This window comes from Chitiniphilus eburneus, from assembly GCF_005048205.1.
GTDB lineage: Bacteria > Pseudomonadota > Gammaproteobacteria > Burkholderiales > Chitinibacteraceae > Chitiniphilus > Chitiniphilus eburneus.
The window spans coordinates 1-16,458 of sequence record NZ_SUMF01000008.1 but is presented as its reverse complement, the minus strand read 5'-3'; the positions used below and the strand labels follow the sequence as shown (position 1 = coordinate 16,458).

18 protein-coding genes are annotated in these 16,458 nt (G+C 61.6%); 16 read left to right on the top strand and 2 right to left on the bottom strand.

The genetic code is table 11. The annotated features are described in order from the left end of the window. Positions 1 to 15: 15 nt before the first annotated feature. Complete coding sequence (locus FAZ21_RS09120; protein WP_211243416.1) at positions 16 to 210, bottom strand: Cro/CI family transcriptional regulator; 195 nt, start codon at positions 208 to 210, stop codon at positions 16 to 18. 84 nt (positions 211 to 294) lie between these two features. Here FAZ21_RS09120 and FAZ21_RS09115 point away from each other — a divergent pair, with 84 nt between their 5' ends. The 11 genes from FAZ21_RS09115 to FAZ21_RS09070 all read left to right on the top strand — a co-directional run bounded on the left by FAZ21_RS09115 (position 295) and on the right by FAZ21_RS09070 (position 9,290). Further along, positions 295 to 1,026, top strand: coding sequence for a S24 family peptidase (locus FAZ21_RS09115; protein ID WP_169307318.1), 732 nt, complete (start codon positions 295 to 297; stop codon positions 1,024 to 1,026). Positions 1,027 to 1,406: 380 nt separating this feature from the next. Continuing rightward, complete coding sequence (locus FAZ21_RS09110) at positions 1,407 to 1,781, top strand: hypothetical protein (protein WP_136773135.1); 375 nt, start codon at positions 1,407 to 1,409, stop codon at positions 1,779 to 1,781. After that, positions 1,778 to 1,909 carry a hypothetical protein gene (locus FAZ21_RS21060; RefSeq protein ID WP_281279750.1) on the top strand — a complete coding sequence of 44 codons (132 nt, stop codon included), beginning with the start codon at positions 1,778 to 1,780 and terminating at the stop codon, positions 1,907 to 1,909. Before FAZ21_RS09110 ends, FAZ21_RS21060 begins: the two co-directional genes overlap by 4 nt. A gap of 108 nt (positions 1,910 to 2,017) precedes the next feature. Further along, the gene (locus FAZ21_RS09105; protein WP_136773134.1) at positions 2,018 to 2,824 is read left to right on the top strand and encodes a RecB family exonuclease; all 807 of its coding nucleotides are present in this window, start codon (positions 2,018 to 2,020) and stop codon (positions 2,822 to 2,824) included. Positions 2,825 to 2,834: 10 nt separating this feature from the next. Beyond that, a complete protein-coding gene (locus FAZ21_RS09100) occupies positions 2,835 to 3,842 on the top strand; it encodes a recombinase RecT (protein ID WP_136773133.1) in 1,008 nt (335 codons plus the stop codon). A gap of 10 nt (positions 3,843 to 3,852) precedes the next feature. Then, positions 3,853 to 4,137: a hypothetical protein gene (locus tag FAZ21_RS09095; RefSeq protein WP_136773132.1), complete on the top strand. Its 285-nt coding sequence runs from the start codon at positions 3,853 to 3,855 to the stop codon at positions 4,135 to 4,137. Further along, positions 4,134 to 5,906 carry an AAA family ATPase gene (locus FAZ21_RS09090; RefSeq protein WP_169307316.1) on the top strand — a complete coding sequence of 591 codons (1,773 nt, stop codon included), beginning with the start codon at positions 4,134 to 4,136 and terminating at the stop codon, positions 5,904 to 5,906. Before FAZ21_RS09095 ends, FAZ21_RS09090 begins: the two co-directional genes overlap by 4 nt. A gap of 145 nt (positions 5,907 to 6,051) precedes the next feature. After that, positions 6,052 to 7,113: a DNA polymerase III subunit beta gene (dnaN, locus tag FAZ21_RS09085; protein ID WP_136773130.1), complete on the top strand. Its 1,062-nt coding sequence runs from the start codon at positions 6,052 to 6,054 to the stop codon at positions 7,111 to 7,113. Positions 7,114 to 7,126: 13 nt separating this feature from the next. Further along, positions 7,127 to 7,477 carry a hypothetical protein gene (locus FAZ21_RS09080; protein WP_136773129.1) on the top strand — a complete coding sequence of 117 codons (351 nt, stop codon included), beginning with the start codon at positions 7,127 to 7,129 and terminating at the stop codon, positions 7,475 to 7,477. A 162-nt stretch (positions 7,478 to 7,639) separates the two neighbouring features. Further along, entirely contained in the window at positions 7,640 to 8,065 is a 426-nt protein-coding gene (locus FAZ21_RS09075; RefSeq protein ID WP_136773128.1) for a hypothetical protein, read from the top strand. A gap of 187 nt (positions 8,066 to 8,252) precedes the next feature. Next, positions 8,253 to 9,290: an SIR2 family protein gene (locus tag FAZ21_RS09070; RefSeq protein ID WP_136773127.1), complete on the top strand. Its 1,038-nt coding sequence runs from the start codon at positions 8,253 to 8,255 to the stop codon at positions 9,288 to 9,290. A 35-nt stretch (positions 9,291 to 9,325) separates the two neighbouring features. On the opposite strand, the gene FAZ21_RS09065 is transcribed toward FAZ21_RS09070, so the two are convergent. Then, on the bottom strand, positions 9,326 to 9,577 hold the full coding sequence (locus FAZ21_RS09065) for a hypothetical protein (protein ID WP_136773126.1): 252 nt from the start codon (positions 9,575 to 9,577) through the stop codon (positions 9,326 to 9,328). 620 nt (positions 9,578 to 10,197) lie between these two features. Between FAZ21_RS09065 and FAZ21_RS09060 the strand changes: the two genes are divergently transcribed. From FAZ21_RS09060 to FAZ21_RS09040, 5 genes are all read left to right on the top strand, one after another. Further along, entirely contained in the window at positions 10,198 to 10,608 is a 411-nt protein-coding gene (locus FAZ21_RS09060; protein WP_136773125.1) for a hypothetical protein, read from the top strand. A 1-nt stretch (position 10,609) separates the two neighbouring features. Continuing rightward, a complete protein-coding gene (locus FAZ21_RS09055) occupies positions 10,610 to 11,254 on the top strand; it encodes a hypothetical protein (protein WP_136773124.1) in 645 nt (214 codons plus the stop codon). Position 11,255: 1 nt separating this feature from the next. After that, positions 11,256 to 12,800 (top strand): terminase family protein, encoded by a 1,545-nt coding sequence (locus FAZ21_RS09050; RefSeq protein ID WP_169307315.1) that lies wholly within the window; start codon positions 11,256 to 11,258, stop codon positions 12,798 to 12,800. Beyond that, positions 12,800 to 15,007: a portal protein gene (locus FAZ21_RS09045; RefSeq protein WP_136773123.1), complete on the top strand. Its 2,208-nt coding sequence runs from the start codon at positions 12,800 to 12,802 to the stop codon at positions 15,005 to 15,007. Before FAZ21_RS09050 ends, FAZ21_RS09045 begins: the two co-directional genes overlap by 1 nt. Positions 15,008 to 15,141: 134 nt before the next feature. Further along, positions 15,142 to 16,218, top strand: a complete 1,077-nt coding sequence (locus FAZ21_RS09040) for a hypothetical protein (RefSeq protein WP_136773122.1) — start codon at positions 15,142 to 15,144, stop codon at positions 16,216 to 16,218. Positions 16,219 to 16,458 lie beyond the last annotated feature (240 nt).

Genomic DNA, 16,458 nt, shown 5'->3' with positions numbered 1-16,458 from the left:
TTGAAAAAATTGGGTTCAGGTGGTGGCGCTGCGCTCGCACTGCTCGACCAGGCTCAGTGCCGCAGGACACTTTTCGACGAGCTGGTACGCGCGAAGCTCGGGCACGTATTCGCCCCACTGGTCTACTGCCTGCCAGGTGATTCCAAGCAAGCGCGCCAGGGGACCCCGGCCCTGCATGAGGGCAATGGCATCAGAGGTTTTGATTTTCATGAGGCAAGAATACAAGCATGCTTTTACAAGCGCAACAGGTATCCTTTCATTGATCGGTACAAGCTACCTTGTATCATGGCGAGCATGAGCACCTTTTCTGAGCGCGTAGCCCGCGCCGTTTCTATCGTTGGGAACATGAGCCGCCTGGCCGAGCGGGTTTCAGTGCTTTCCGGGCGAAAGGTTTCACCACAAACGATCCGATACCTGGTCAAGGGGGATTCGCGGCAGGGGAACAAGAGTCCTTCGTCCAGCGAGCTGAGCCCGTGGATTGCTCAGGCTGCGGGGCTTTCTCTGGATTGGCTGGTGACGGGGCGCGGGGAGGTGTTCGACGCCAGTACGACACCCCGCGCCGAAGGGAAGGGGGAATTCACCCCATCTGTTAGCGCGCCCAGTGGTGTTGCTGCGGGGGCAACGGGTATCCCGTGGGCTGTCGTTCGCAGTACCGGCGATCATCCGGTGCTGGAGAGTGAGCCTGGCACCGTTGCCGTCTATTCCATGGACAACTGGATCGCTGAGAAGGGATTGAATCCATCGGACCTGCTGGCGATGGATGTTCAGGATGACAGCATGGCGCCAGCGATACCTGCCGGCGCTCGTGTCGTGATTCAGCGGACGCGGGTTGTTCAGAGCGGCCGGGTGCACGTGTTATGGCGCGATGGCGAGTGCTACCTGAGACGGGTATTCAAGCAATTCGATGGGGCACTCCTGATCGCCAGCGAGAACAAGACCAACAATCGCGATGTGGTGCTGCGTAACGATGAACTAGCTCAAGTTCATCTGCTGGGTCTGGTGGTGTCCGTTGCATTCGATATCTAGCCCCTGAGCGAGCCTGCCACTGGTGGGCTAGCGCGCCAGCCTTCTTTTTCTGACCGGCCCCCGATTCTCGGGGGCTTTTTTTTCGTCTTCCATCCGCTCCTGAGAAAGCTCGCTTGCTTTTCTTCTTCGACGTGCGCTTTAAAAATACAAGCTTTCTTGTTGCAATAATGGAAGCGTGCTTGTATATTGGGCCTGTCGCTGCTTGTGCCGCGACGACCTCTGTCCTTTCTCTGGGTTGCCCCGTCTACGGGCGGGGCCTTTTTGGAGGCGCGACATGGACCCCGAACAAGTGCAGGCGCTGCTGGGCCTGATTCGCGATTGCGAACGTGATTTCGCAGCGCTGAACAGCCAGCCCATGGCCATCGATGAGGAACGTGAAGATGAATAGGGAAAGCGTTTTGCTTCAGGCGGCATCCCGCTTGATGGCGGCCGATGGCACCGACACCAGAACCATGGTGGCAACGGTGCGCGCGGTGCACGCGATGCTGGCCGACCTGCTGCGTCCGACCACGGTCGGCGTGGATGTGCCGGTGAGCCCGACCGAGTGCATGCGCCTGGATGTGCAGTTGACGCACCAGGGTGACGTTGAGCGGGTGTACCTGCCCGGCGCCATCGATCCGCTGCCGGCTGAGGATGGCTATCTCAGCGAAGTCGGCCGCTGGATGCCGAATCGCTGGCCGGTGTTGCTCGACACCGATGCGATTGCTGCTGCGCTGGAAGCAGCGCGCCCCAACCGCTACGTGGCGGTGGCATGATGGGCGCCCTGCGTGTGCTGGTGCATCCGGTGCTGGCCGGCCGTCGCGAACTGCTGCGCTCGCTCCAGACGGCCACCGGCATGGTGGTGCGCCGTCGCCGCGGTGTTCTCTACCTGGCGGAGTGCTGAGCATGCAGGCACTGAAAGCGTGCGCGGTCTCCCTTTTCTTTGGCGTGCTCTGGACCCTGGCCGGCCTGTTCTGGCTGGGGCTGGAGCAGGTTTTCACGGGGGGCTGAGATGTCCGATCCGATCCGCGTTCGTGCGTCCAGTTGGGGCCGGCTGTTCGACTGCGCCCATGCGTGGGAGGGCGCTCACCTGCTGGGCATGTACCAGGCATCTGGCCCACGTGCGCTGCTGGGGACTGCGCTCCACGCGGCGACGGCGGTGTTCGATCAAGCCCGCGTTGATGCTGCGCCGGTGTCGGTGGCGGAGGCCAGTGATGTGTTGGCCGATGTGCTGCGCGAGCCGCCCTATGAGGTGAGCTGGGCCGGTGAGGATCTGTCGCCGCGGCAGGCAATGTCCATCGGCCAGGGGTTGCTGGGCCGGTATTGCACCGAGATCAGCCCACGCTACCAGTTCACTGCCGTGGAACTGGCCACGGCGCCGCTGACCATCGATTGCGGTGGCGGGTTGCAGATCGAGTTGACCGGGACCATGGACCGCAGCCGGGCGCGCATCGTCGATGGCGCCGTCGGGATCAGCGATCTGAAGACCGGCCGCAATGCTGTGAGCCAGGGCAGGGCGGCGACCAAGGGCCATGTGGCCCAGCTCGGCACCTATGAATTGCTGTTCGAGCACACCACCGGCCAGGTGGTGACGGCGCCCGGCGAAATCATCGGCATGAAAACGTCCGGTGCGCCGGAGATTGCGGCCGCCGACGTTCCCAATGCACGCGCGCTGATGGTCGGCACGGCCAGGCAGCGCGGTCTGATCGAGTTTGCTGCGGAGATGTTTCGCAGCGGCCTGTTTCCCCCTAACCCGCAATCGCACGCCTGCCACGAGCGCTATTGCGCCCGATGGAAGGCTTGCCCGTATCACGACTGAAGGAAATTCTATGACCACCAATCTTGAAGCCCTGCGCGATAGCGCGGCGGAGCGCAGTGCCCCCCGCACTCTGATGCAGTTGCTGGGCGATGAGAAGACCAAGCGCCAGCTCGGCGCGCTGGCTGGCCAATACGCTACCCCTGATCGCATGCTGGCACTGTGCGTCAACGCGGTGCGTAAAACCCCGCGGCTCGCCGAGTGCGAGCCGAAGTCGGTACTTGGCGCATTCATGGCCGCGGCTGGTCTTGGCCTGGAGCCCAACACGGCGACTGGGCAGGCCTGGCTGATCCCGTATGGCCGCCGGGAAAAGCGCGGCAATGAGTGGGTGACGGTTACCGATTGCCAGTTTCAGATCGGCTATCGCGGCTACGTCACCCTGGCGTATCGCTCGCCAGTGGTGGCGTCGATCCAGGCCGAGGCGATCCATGAGAACGACCTGTTCGAACACATGCAGGGCAGTGATGCGTTCTTGCGGTTCCAAAAGGCGCTGAAGGACCGCGGCCCGCTGGTGGGCGCTTTCTGCCTGACCAAGCTGAAAACCGGCGAAGAGATCGCTTGCGTGCTCCCGCTGGATGAAATCCACAAGATCCGCGGCAAATCGGAAACCTACGTGAAGCTGGCCCGCGACGTGGAGGACGCCAAGATCGGATCCGAACGTGCGAAGGCACTGTCACGCCTGGAACAAACCCCGTGGGTGCTGTGGGAGGACGTGATGGCGGCGAAGAGCGCCATCAAGCGCGCCTTCAAACATTTGCCGCTGGCGGCCAACGATCCGCTACTGGTTGCTGCGCAACTCGACGAGGCGCGCGAGCCGCTGAGCGCATTGGCTGGAGACGAAGGCAGTGCCAGCCATTTATTCGAGCACGGCGTGTTGCCGGCGCTGGCGGACGAATCCTCCGACGAGTTCGAAATCCCGGGTGTCCTGCGCGAGGAAGAAGGCGATTTGGTGCCGGTGGAAGAACCCGCGCCGGCGGCGGTGACAAACCGCCAGCGCCCTGCGCGTCAGCCGCTGGAATAGGGGGACAGCCATGCGCATCGACCAATCCAGTTCGCTCTTCATCGAACTGCGCAACCGCGAGTTGCGCACCTTCAGCGAGATCCTGCGCCTGGCCAGCGAGCGCTTGTATGCGGTACCGGCCACGCCTTTGCATGGTTCTCCCCATCGTCGCCAGGCTGGCCTGGTGGCCAATGACCTGATCGACGTGGAAGTGATGCTCGGCTCGCTGGCGGAGGCGCTGGGCGTTCGCATCCAGGTTTTCCACACCAACGAGTCGCGGAACCATTCGCTGCCGCAATTGGAGAGCACCCCGTGAAGCTGAGCCATATCCAGATCGAAAACATCCTGGGCATTCGGCATGCCGATATCACGCCGGCTGCCCCGGTGGTGCTGTTTGCCGGCCGCAATGGCGCCGGCAAATCCTCGCTGCAAGACGCCATCGCCCTGGCCCTGACCGGTCAGCCGCGCCGCGTGAAACTCAAGAAGCAACTGGCGGAACTGATCAGTGAAGGCGGCAAGCGGGGCGGCGTGGTGATTCAGGCGGCCGGTGACACCGGAGAATCGACTTTCAGCTATCGCCTGCCCACCGGCGTGCATAGCGGGGCCGAGCGCCTGGCCGACAACCTGTTCGTTCCGCTGGTGCTGGATCCGACGCGCTTTGCCGCGGCCGATCCGGATCAACGTCGCCAGTGGCTGTTCGAACTGGTCGGGTGCGAGGCCAGTGCCTCGGTGGTGCGGGCGCGGTTGCTCAAGCGGGGCGCGACGTCGGAGCGGGTCGATTCGGTGCTGCCGCTGATCCACGCAGGGTTCCCCGAGGCCGCCAAGGCGGCGGCGCTGCGGGCCAGTGAGGCACGTGGAGCGTGGAAGAGCGTCACCGGCGAGGCGTATGGCAGCGTCAAGGCCGATGCCTGGTCCGCGCCGATCCCGCCGGCGGTGAACGGCGGGAATCTGGCCGAACTCGACGCGCTGTCGGTGGAACTGGACGGAAAGATCGAGGCGTTGCAGATCGATCTCGGCCGGGCGCTGGAAGCAGAAGAACAGGCGCACCGACGCGAAGCGGAATTGGATCACCTGCGTGAAACCGCCGAGCGCCTGCCGCGCTTCACGGCAAAGCTCGAAGCGGATCGCGCGGAGGTGGCGCGCATGTCCGCGTTGGTGGACGCTGCGCGTGCTGCGCAGGGTGGCGATCCGACCGGCCCTGCGCTGCTGCACCGCGTGGTTGAGGCGCTGCGCGCCATACCTGCCGACTGCCGGCCTGCCAACGTGGCTGACCTGTTCGCGGAGTACGACCGGGACTATGCCGCCCACCCGGGCAATCCTGAACTGGCGGCGCGCCTGGGTGAGTATGCGCATGCTTTGCAGGTGGTCCAGCGTGCGGTTACCAACGACGAACAGGATGTAGCCCGGGCAGAGCAGGCGGTGGCGCGGCTGGCAGAGCCGGCCCCGGCTCAGTCCAGGTTGGATACCTCCACCGCGCAGATGCAATTGGATGTGTTGCGCGCCGAGCGTGCGGAGGTGGTGCAGCGTCACGCGGCAGTTCGGGAATCCATGCACGCTGCGGCGCGTGCCGCCACCTTGACCGAGACCGCTGCCCGGCACCATGCCGACGTGCTGGCGTGGTGCGAAATCGCCGATGCGCTCGGGCCTGACGGTATCCCCGGCGAGATTCTGGCGGATGCGCTGGCGCCGGTGAATCGGTTGTTGATGACGCTCAGTCAGGTCGCGGGTTGGGGTGTCTCCGCGCCTGCACGCATCGACCCGGCCATGACGCTGACGCTCGATGGACGACCTTATGCATTGTTGTCCGAATCCGAGCGGTGGCGTGTGGATTGCCTGCTGGCGCTGGCCATCGCGGAACTGTCGGGCCTGCATTTTGTGATGCTCGATCGCATGGACGTGCTCGATCTGCTGGCGCGTAACCAGTTGCTCGATCTGTTGGCCGATCGCGTGGACAACGGCGCGCTGGCCGGGGCGGTGGTGTGCGCGACGCTGAAGGCGGCTCCTGCTGATCTCGGACCGCAATTCGACGTGCATTGGATCGAGGCGGGCAGGGTGGTCGCCGCGGCTGATTCGCTCATCGTGTAGCCATGGGCCGCCCGGTTGCGGCTTGCCCTGGGCCCTGGCGGCGCACTGCTGGCCAACCTCGTTATTGCCTACGTACTGATTGCCTTGTGTCTGCTCGGCTATTCGCTGGGTCGGGTATGGCACGCCAATCGAAGAGAGAAAGTAGATGAAACTAAAAATTGAATCGCGAGAATTGAAACGCCTGGCGGCGGTAGTGAAACCGGCCGTGATGCGATCCGGCCCGCTCGCGTCCATCGTCAATCAGGTATTGATCCGGGCAGATGGCGCTGAAATCACCATGGCCGGCACGGATACCAATATCCAGATCATTGCCCGAGGAAAAGCCGAGGCTGATCAATTCGCGGCGGTATTGAATATGGATCGGCTGATGACGGCATGCGCTGCTGCTGAGGTGCTGGAATTCACCGGCGAAAACGATGTGGTCAAGGTGAAGGCTGGCCGGGGACGGATGACGCTGGCCACATCGCCGATCGATCATTTTCCATTGCAGGATCCTCAGCGCAATCTGGTGCGGGTTGACGTGCAAAACCTGGCGGAGCGGCTGCGGTCCGTGGTGTTTTCCGCGTCACGCAACGACATCCGGCATTACCTGAATGGGGTCCACCTGGAGGCGGACTCCAAGAGTGGCACGGTCCATTTCGTTGCCACCGATGGTTTCCGGCTGGCCACTGTCAGCGATCACGCGGAAGGGCTGAGTCAATCCGTTGCCTGCATCATCCCCACTGCCGTGGTGAATCAACTCATCAGCATGCAGCCATCACTGCTCATGGTCAGCGACCGCGAGTTGGTGGCCTGCGGTGATGGGTACGAATTGCTGTCCAGATTGATCGATGGGCGCTACCCGGATTGGCGCCGTCTGATTCCGCGTGAATGCGAATACCGAAGTGCTGTGGATCGGGGCGAACTGCTGCGACTGCTGGGCATCGCCGCAGGATTTGTGCAATTCAAGAATCCGGCCGCGGCCATCAGATTGGACACGGAATTTCAAATATCCAGCTGCAACGACAACGCCGAGACATTTGAAAGCGGCGTCCCGGCTTCGGGCAATCAACGGCAATTCAACATGAATGTCGATTTCTTGCGGCAGGGACTGGAGTGGGTGTCCGATGAATCGGTGGTGTTGCAATGGGATACCACCGAAACCGCTGCTGCTATTGCAATCAACCAGGGCAAATGGTGGTACGTCGCCATGCCGCTGCGTGTGTAAGGAGCGATGCTTTATGTTTGCACTTGAATGCTATCAGCGTGCGGCGTTGGCCGCGGTCAAGGCGGGTCGCATCGCGCTGGCGGATCGACTGGAATTGCGGTGGCTGCGCCATACGAGCCAGCCGTGGTTCGAAGAGGACGGATGCCGGGTCAATTACTCGACCGGTGCTGTTTTGCAAGGGGGCGATATCGACCATGAATTGCTCGACGAGCCGGAGGACGAGGTAAGGATTTGGACACCGGTTGAGTTGCTGCATGGGCTCATTGCCGGGGGGCTTTCCGTGCGCTGGGTCGCCGATGACTTTGATGGCGTGATTACGAATATCGATGGCCAGGTGCTGGATGGTGACGGGGGTGAGCTGTGATCACCTACGCCACCGTTTGCTCGGGCATCGAAGCTGCCTCGGTGGCGTTTGCGCCCCTCTCCGCCATTATTAATTAAGTCATTGATTTATCAGGTTGTTTTTTCTTTGTGCCGCGCGACAGGTGTCCCGGACCGGTGTCCCATTTTTTGGGGATCACCTGTTTTGAAGCTAGCCTCACACCTCGCCAAGTCGCGCCACGGCGTCTTTTACTTCCGCCTGTCCGTCAGGGAAGGAAGCGCCACACGAGAGAAGCGGGTCTCCCTTCGCACCACGAACCCACAGGAAGCCCGGCTCAAAGCGGCATGTCTTTCCGGGATAATGGCAGTTCACAAACAGGAGCAGCAGCGGGCTATGGGAGAGGCACGGTTCAACGCAGCACAGGGCATTGCAGCCCAAGACCCGGACGGCAATCTCTTGCTGAACCTGTTGCGCCGCGTTGATCCTGAGCGACTGGCCGAACTGGCCGGGCGACCGCTGTCCGAAGTGAACGAACTGCTCAACGGGGCCAGCGAAACGGACGTGCGCAGGCTGGACATTGAACTGCCGGCCAGAAAAGGCTGTCGCAATTCAGAAGGCACGGCTCTATGATGTCCGCTGCCGGCCAAGAGTGGCCATTCCATCATTGGTTTTTGGCTCCAATCGCGAGATTTTTAGATTTTCCTGAAAGTTGGATTGCAGTTGCCCACTCTAATAAATCTAGCTAGATTCTTTTTTATAAGAAAAGTGAGTATTTGTGCCGGCCGTATAAATATAATTATGCTATTGGGGAATTGATATGAGTCAAGAAAAAAATGAATACGAGCGCCTTATGAAAAACCGGCCACATGTCGTTATCCTCGGTGCGGGCGCAACAATGGCGGCGATTCCTAATGGTGACAAAAACGGCAGGAAGTCATCTGTCATGAACGGATTCATCGAATCGCTAGGAATGACTGAAACCCTCAAGGAGGTCAGTCTTCAAACGAGTAGCAACAACTTAGAAGACATTTACTCCGAGCTTCACAATCGCCCTGAATGTGATGCCATAAGGGGGGAACTAGACAGACGAATACGCGACTATTTTTCGGAACTGGAGCTACCAGATGAACCGAATATTTATGACTTGTTGCTCTTGGCGCTGAGGAAGAAGGATATTGTCGCAACATTCAATTGGGATCCGCTGTTGTTGCAGGCGTATCAACGCGTTTCCAAGATCACGAAGGAATTACCCGATCTTGCATTCCTACACGGAAACGTACTTGTAGGATATTGCCGCAAGCACAAGTGCGGTGGAGTTCTTGCCGCGTACTGCCGAGATTGCGGTGCACCTCTTGATCCGGCTCCGCTACTCTATCCTGTTACAAATAAGAATTACGCTGCGGACCCTTACATTCAAGATAACTGGAAAGCCGTTCAAAACAAGCTGAAACGCGCATATTTAGTAACAGTCTTCGGCTATAGCGCTCCAAAGACTGATGCTGAGGCTATTGCTCTTATGAAAGGTGCTTGGAGGACTGTCGACGAGCGCAATTTTGAAGATTTTGAGTTCATTGATATCTGCGAAGAAGATACCATAATTACACGTTGGCAAGAATTTATTCATTCGCACCATTACCAAGTGCATAAAGATTTTTTCTCTTCGAGCTTAGCACAGCATCCACGTCGAACGACAGTGGAACTCTTCGATCGCACCATGAATTGTATGTTTACTGAAACACTTCGAAAATTTACTCCCGGCATGAAATGGGAAAACATCAATTCCCTTGTAATCGATCTTGTTATTGAAGAGAACGAGCTTTCGATAGACGGCTTTCTGGTCACACACACGACATAACATGGCATTCGAAGATGTGGTCCAGGTTGAGGCGACTACTTGCCTTCTTCAAATTTTGTCCATTCAACTTCAAATCGTGCCTTTGTATTGGTGGATGTTCTGGGTGACAGCGGAGCCGACATCGCATGACCTTTGCTGGTTACCATTTGCGTGGTGCCGGCGTCATCCATTACCTGGACTTTCGTTCCCTTTGGGCCGGGGGCATCGGGGCCGGCAAAGAACCGCTTGAAGTTGGTAGTTGAACCTACTGCTGGGAGCATGCCGGTAGGGTTGACCAGATCGCTCATGTGGACGCTATCTTTTCGGACCGTCATATGGGGGAAGGGCGAGACCGTCCCATCTTCACGCTTTGGACCATAAACAGTCATCTCATCGGTCGATTTGACGACTGCCGCGTCGCGCCCAGCGATTGTTTTCGGAACGTGAGTGGTGCGTAGGTCGGTGCTGCTGGTGCTGGAAGATGACATTATTAAGCCGGGCTGATTGTGGAAAGCACGGTATAGCAACGCTGTGGCAGAGATGCCAGGGGCATTTAGAAAAGTTGCAGTAGGGGCTTGACGGCAAAAATGTCCGATATTTACAATGAATCTGTATTCTGGTGATCATGCGTTCAGCGTGAACGGACACCAGAAAAGCCAGCGCCACCCGGATCAAACCGCGTGGCGTTTTTCGTTTCCGGCCCAGTGGTAGTGGGCCTAAATCGGTACCGCGCCGTGCGCCATTCGGGGTTGATCCCTGGGCAGCAGGTGCGGTCACAGTAGAGCCCGCCGTGAGCGGGCTTTGTCGTTTCTGGAGCCTGCATGACACACCTATCCATCGAGCATGAGATCCAGGCCAGGGGCCTGACTGCGCCGTGCATCACGCCGGCCTACGAGCTACGCACGCGGCTCCATCAGGGTGTTTGATCGTGCCTGAATCCATCCGTGGCGTGACCGGCGCTGATGAGCTGCAACAGGTGGTCGAGATGTTGCAGGGGCAATTGCGCGAGCGTGATCGCGTGCTCGACGGGCTGACGGCACGGGTCCAGCAATGGGAAGGGCGCGTCGCCGGCATCGATACCCGCCTGGAGGTGGGCACGGAGCGATTCAGCCGGCTGGAAGCGCATGTGGATGAGCTGGTGTCCACGCAGCGCGCCCACGCTGCGCACCTGAGCGAGGTACGGCAGATGCAGGCCGATATCCGCGCGCTGCTGGAGCTGTTCGGTGATCTGCGTGGCACGCTGCGCACGCTGTCGATGTTGGGCAATCTGATCAAGTGGTTGGGTGGCGTCGCGGTAGTCATCGGCGCCGGCATCGCCTGGTTCAAGTCGGGTGGCTGAGATGGCTGCACAAACCGATTGGGAGGTGATCGAGCGCGATTACCGCGCCGGCATCAAGTCGTTGCGCCAGATGGCTGAAGAGCACGGCATTACGCATGGGGCGATCAATAAGCGCGCCAAGCGTGATGGCTGGACCCGCGACCTGTCGGCGAAGATCCAGGCTCGTGCCGATGCGTTGGTATCCGCGCAGGCGGTATCCAGCCAGGTATCCGCGGAATCCAAAATTGCCGAGCGCGAGATTGTCGAGGCCAATGCAAACGCCATTGTTGCGGTGCGGCTGGCGCATCGGCGCGATATCGGCCGTGGTCGGGAACTGGTCTCCAGGCTGTTTTCGGAACTGGAATTGCAGTGTGGTGCGGATACCGTGGCGCTGCTGGAGCAACTGGGCGAGATGATGCGCGACCCTGACCAGTACGGCCGGGATCGCCTGAATGATCTGTACCAAAAGATCATCAGCCTGCCGGGCCGTGCCAAGACCATGAAGGATCTGGCTGAATCGCTCACCAAACTCGTGAGCATGGAGCGTCAGGCGTTCGGTATGGATGCCGATACCAGTGAGGACGACCGTGGTTCGACGTTGACCGAGGCGCAGCGCGTCAGCCGGATTGCGGCGTTGCTCGACAAGGCGAGGCGCCAGGATGGCTGACATGCTGCCTGCCGACATGACTCCTGCCGAGTTGATGGCGCTGATGAAGCGTTTGACGCCGGAAGAGCAGGCCGAACTGGATCGCCTGCTGACGGATGGGTTGCCCAAGTGGATGCCCCAGGTGGGTCCGCAGACCCAGGCGCTCGAATCCGAGGCCGACATCGTGTTCTACGGTGGTCAGGCCGGCGGAGGTAAGTCCGACCTGCTGCTGGGCGCGGCGCTGACCCGGCATGAACACAGCATCATTTTCCGGCGCGAGGCGGTGCAGTTGGTTGGCCTGGAGGAGCGTGCGGCCAAGATCCTGGGTTCGCGTGACGGTTACAACAGCCAGACCAAGGTGTGGCACGTCCCCGGCGAAGATGGCCGCATTCTGGAATTCGGGTCGGTCAAGGAGCCTGAAGACTGGATGAAATACCAGGGTCGCGCGCATGACCTGAAGGGCTTCGATGAGATCACCCACTTCTTGGAAATCCAGTTTCGCACGCTGATCGGCTGGATGCGCACCGACAACCCCTCGGTGCGCCAGCGCGTGATCTGTGCGGGCAATCCGCCGACCGATGCCGAGGGCGAGTGGGTGATCCGTTACTGGGCGCCGTGGCTGGACCCGCAGCATCCGAACCCTGCCCAGCCGGGCGAGCTGCGATGGTTCGTCACGGACGAGGATGGTAGTGACCGCGAAGTGCCCGGCCCGGATCCGGTCCTGATCGGCGGCGAATCGATGAAGCCCAAGAGCCGGACGTTCATTCGTTCCAGCGTGGACGACAACCTGTTTCTGCAACTCACCGGCTACAAGGCAACGCTGCAAGCGTTGCCCGAGCCGCTGCGCAGCCAGATGCTGCGTGGCAACTTCATGGCCGGCCGCACCGACCCGGTGTGGCAACTGATCCCCACCGAATGGGTGAAGGCGGCGCAGGCGCGCTGGCAGCCACGGGTTGAAAAAGGCCCGATGACCGCGCTCGGGCTGGACCCGTCGCGCGGCGGCACCGATAAGACCTCGGCCGCCCGACGCCATGACACCTGGTTCGATGAACTGGTCACCGCCCCTGGTCAAGTCACCTGCGACGGCCCGGCCGCCGCCGGTTTCGTGGCACCGCTGGTGCGCAATGGTGCCTGCATCTGCGTGGATTCGATCGGCATCGGTTCCAGCGCGCTGGATTTCATCAAGGGGCTGAATCTGCTGGTGCTGGCGGTGGCGGGCTCTGAGGCCAGCGCAGGTGCCACGGTGGCGGGCAATCTGCGCTTTCGCAACAAGCGCGCGGAGATGTACTGGCGGCTGCGTGAGGCACTGGACCCCGCCGCCGAGCGCCCGATTGCGCTGCCACCGGACAAGGAACTGCTCGGTGACCTGTGCTCGGTGCGCTACAAGGTTGTCCAGTTGGGCAAGGCTGCCGCGATCCAGATTCGCGATAAGGATGAGATCCGGGAAGTGCTGGGCCGCTCGCCCGACAAGGGCGACAGCGTGGCGCTGACCTTTGTTTCGGGCATTCCCGCGCCGGGCTCGATGCGCAATCGCGTGCCGCGCGAGGCAGCGGATTGGCGGCTGTGATGATCAAGGGAGATACCAATACCGTGGAGGCGGCAACGCGCGACGACGGCCTGAGCCTGCTGGAGTTTTCCGGCTGGCTACGCGAATTGCAGGAGCAGCCGGCCTGGCGTGCCCGGGCGGATCGGGAATCCGACTACTACGACGGCAATCAGCTCGATGCGGAGATCCTGCGCCGCCAGCGGGAGATCGGCATCCCCCCGGCCATTGAGCCGTTGATTGGCCCGACCATTGATGCGGTGTTGGGCGCGGAGGCCAAGAGCCGGACCGACTGGCGCGTGACCGCTGACCATGACCGCGAAGGTGTAGACGTGGCCGAGGCGTTGAACCAGCGGCTGAACCAGGCCGAGCGCCAGGCCAAGGCCGATGATGCCTGCTCCGCCGCCTACGCCAGTCAGATCAAGGTTGGCATCGGCTGGGTGGAAGTGGCGCGTGAGGCAGACCCGTTTCGCTATCCATACCGTTGCCTATCCATCCACCGCAATGAAATCTGGTGGGATTTTCTGGCGAAGGAGCCGGACCTGTCGGATGCGCGTTACCTGATCCGTCGTAAGTGGATGCAGGTCAAGCAGGCGGTGCTACTGTTCCCCGAGTGCGCGGAACTGATCCGCTCGGCGGGTGCGGGCTGGCATACGCTGGATCCGGCCACCATCGGCCTGGATGGCGGCGCCTCCACCGATCTGGCGATGTCCTGGAACATGGAACGTGGTTGGTCGATCGAGGAGCAGGAGTGGCGCGATAGCGCCAACCAGCGCGTGTGCTTGTTCGAATGCTGGTACCGGCAATGGGAAAGGGTGCTGGTGCTCAAGCTGGCTGATGGCCGCGTGGTCGAGTACGAGCCCGTCAACGAAGCGCATCAGCTTGCGGTCGCGCTCGGTGGCGTGGTGCCGGAGTATGCGGTGGTACCGCGCGTGCGACTGTCATGGTGGCTGGGCCCGCATCGCCTCAGCGACGCGCCGACTCCGTATCGCCACAAGCATTTCCCTTACGTGCCGTTCTGGGGCAAGCGCGAGGATCGTACCCGCGCGCCGTATGGTCTGATCCGGGGCATGATGTTTTTGCAGGATGAGGTGAACGCCCGCATTTCCAAGATGCACTGGGGTCTGGCCGCCACCCGCACCACCCGCACCGATGGCGCGGTTAAGGATGACGACACCACGTTCCGCCGTGAAGTGGCCCGGCCCGATGCGGACATCGTGCTGGATCACGATCACATGCGGAACGGCGGCGTGTTCAAGGTGGAGCGTGATTTCCAACTCAACCAGCAACAGTACCAGCGGCTGGCCGATGCGCGCGAAGGCATCAAGCGCACCGGCGGCATCTACAACGCCTTCATGGGGCAGGACGGCCAGGCCAATTCGGGCGTGGCCATTGCCGGGCTGGTGGAGCAGAGCAATCAGACGCTGGCCGACCTCAATGACAACGCCGCCTATGCGCGCAGCCAGGTGGGTGAGTTGCTGCTGTCCATGGTCATCGAGGATCTGATCGGCAAGCCCGATGAGGTGTTCATTGATGGCGAGGGGATTCGCGACGATAAGCAGATCGCGCTCAATGCCCCGCGCACTGACCCCGATACGGGCGTGCAGTATCTGGATAACGACGTGGAGCGGATCCGGCTGAAGGTGGGGTTGGAGGATGTGCCGAGCACGCCGACCTTCCGCGCGCAGCAACTGAACGCAATGAGCGAGGCCTTCAAGTCGATGCCACCGCAATACCAGCGTGTGATGTTCCCGTTCCTGCTGGTGCTGATGGATGTGCCGAACCAGCGCGCGATCATCGAGGCGATCCAGCAGGCGGACCAGCAGGAGACGCCGGAGCAGGTCGAGCAGCAGATGCAAGCGGCGATCGAGCGCGTGAAGAAGGATATCCAGTACGACCTGAAGCTGCGCGAGCTGGATCAACGTCAGCCATTGGTCGATGCCCAGGTGGCCCGGACTCGGCATGAGGCGGCGGGCAAGGGGGTGGAGAGCATGTTCAGCGCGACCCAGGCCGCGGCCAACATTGCCAATCAGCCGGATATCGCGCCGCTGGCCGACGAGATGCTGGCTTCCGCCGGCTTCGAGGACAGCAACGCCGCGCCGCTTGCCGTGACGACAACCCCTGTCGCGCCGCAGGTACCGCTGCCGCGCAATACCTCGCCGCAGTTCCCGGCCCGGCCCGCAACGGCTGCCGCTGGCTTGGACCGTGGCATCGAAGGCGGTGCGCTGTAGCGCTCCGCTCATCAACCCCACCAGATTCAGGAGGGCCGGCGTAAGCCGGCTTTTCTGTTGGTACGCTCATCACCGCACCCCAGCGATACGGGGCCGGCTCGACGTGATGTCGATCCCGGAATGGAGCGATTGAAATGGCGAAAGACCTGGAGTTCTTCATGGCCAATCAGGCGGAGTTCGACACCCTGAGCGATACCGACAAGGCGGCGCTGTTTGCCGGCGGTACCTTGGAAGGCGATACCCCCATCGATCCCGATCCTGCCGCTAAGGCCGGTGACGATGCGATCGGCGCGGGGGAAAGCAGCGAAGCGCCTGACGCTGCCGGAACGCAACAGGATGCGAGCAAGCCCGACGACCAGGAAGTGACACCGGTTACCCAGGCAGCCCAGGATGGCACCGAGGCGACGCAAGCCGCACCGGAAGCCGTGGTGCTGACCCGCGATGGCAAGCACACGATTCCGTTCTCCGAACTGCAATCGGTACGGGACCAGGTGCAGCAACTGTCGCAGGAAAAGCAGGTGCTGTTGCAGGCCCTGAGCAGCGCCACGGCGAAGGAGGCGGGCGTGACACCCCCGCAGCCGGCCGAATCTGCCAAGCCCGCTGGGTACGATTTCGCCAAGGCCGAACAGGCCATGATGGAAGCGGTCTACAACGGCGATCAGCAGGCCGAGGCCAAACTGCGAGCCGAAATCTTCGCCGAACAGCGCAAGGCATTGGAGGCCGAGATTGTGGCCGATGCCGAGCGCCGTATTGAAGCGAAGTTTGCCGAGCAGCGCACCCAGGAGCTGTATAGCGCCGCCATCCAGCGCACCCTGAGCGATCACCCGTACCTCAACGACAACGAGGCGGCCGTGGCCGAAGTGATCGAATGGCGTGATTTCTACGTGAGCAAGGGTGAGCCCATGCATGTGGCGCTGGAACGGGCGGCGGCCAGGATCGCGCCGCAATTCAAGCCGGCCGATCCGGCACCGCAGCAGGAAGTGGCGCCCAAGGATCCTGCCCCGGTTGTTGATGTCGCAGCCAAGGCAGCCGAAATCGTCGCCGCGACCAAGCCCAAGCCGCCCACCAGTCTGTCCCAGGTGCCGGCAGCGGTAGCGGCCCCCGGTGACGAACTCCAGGCCATGCGCGAAATGAGCGGTACCGGCCTGATCGATCGTTTCGCCGGCAAGTCCCCGGACCAGATCATGGAGTTGCTGAGCCGCCTGGTGTAACCGTCGCCTGATGGAACCGCTTCTATTCAACCCCTGACCCCAACCCGCCGCCGGCGGGTTTTTTCATGCCTATTTCCGGAGATGCATCATGCCCGAAACCACCATCCCCTACGGCTCGCCGCAGGCCGTCACGGTTCAGTCCGCCGGCCTGTTCGCAGCCAGTATGCAGCGCCCGACGGTGCTCAACCGGCTGACCGGCAAGCTGCCCCAGCAGGCCGATGCCAGCGCGACGCTGCGCTT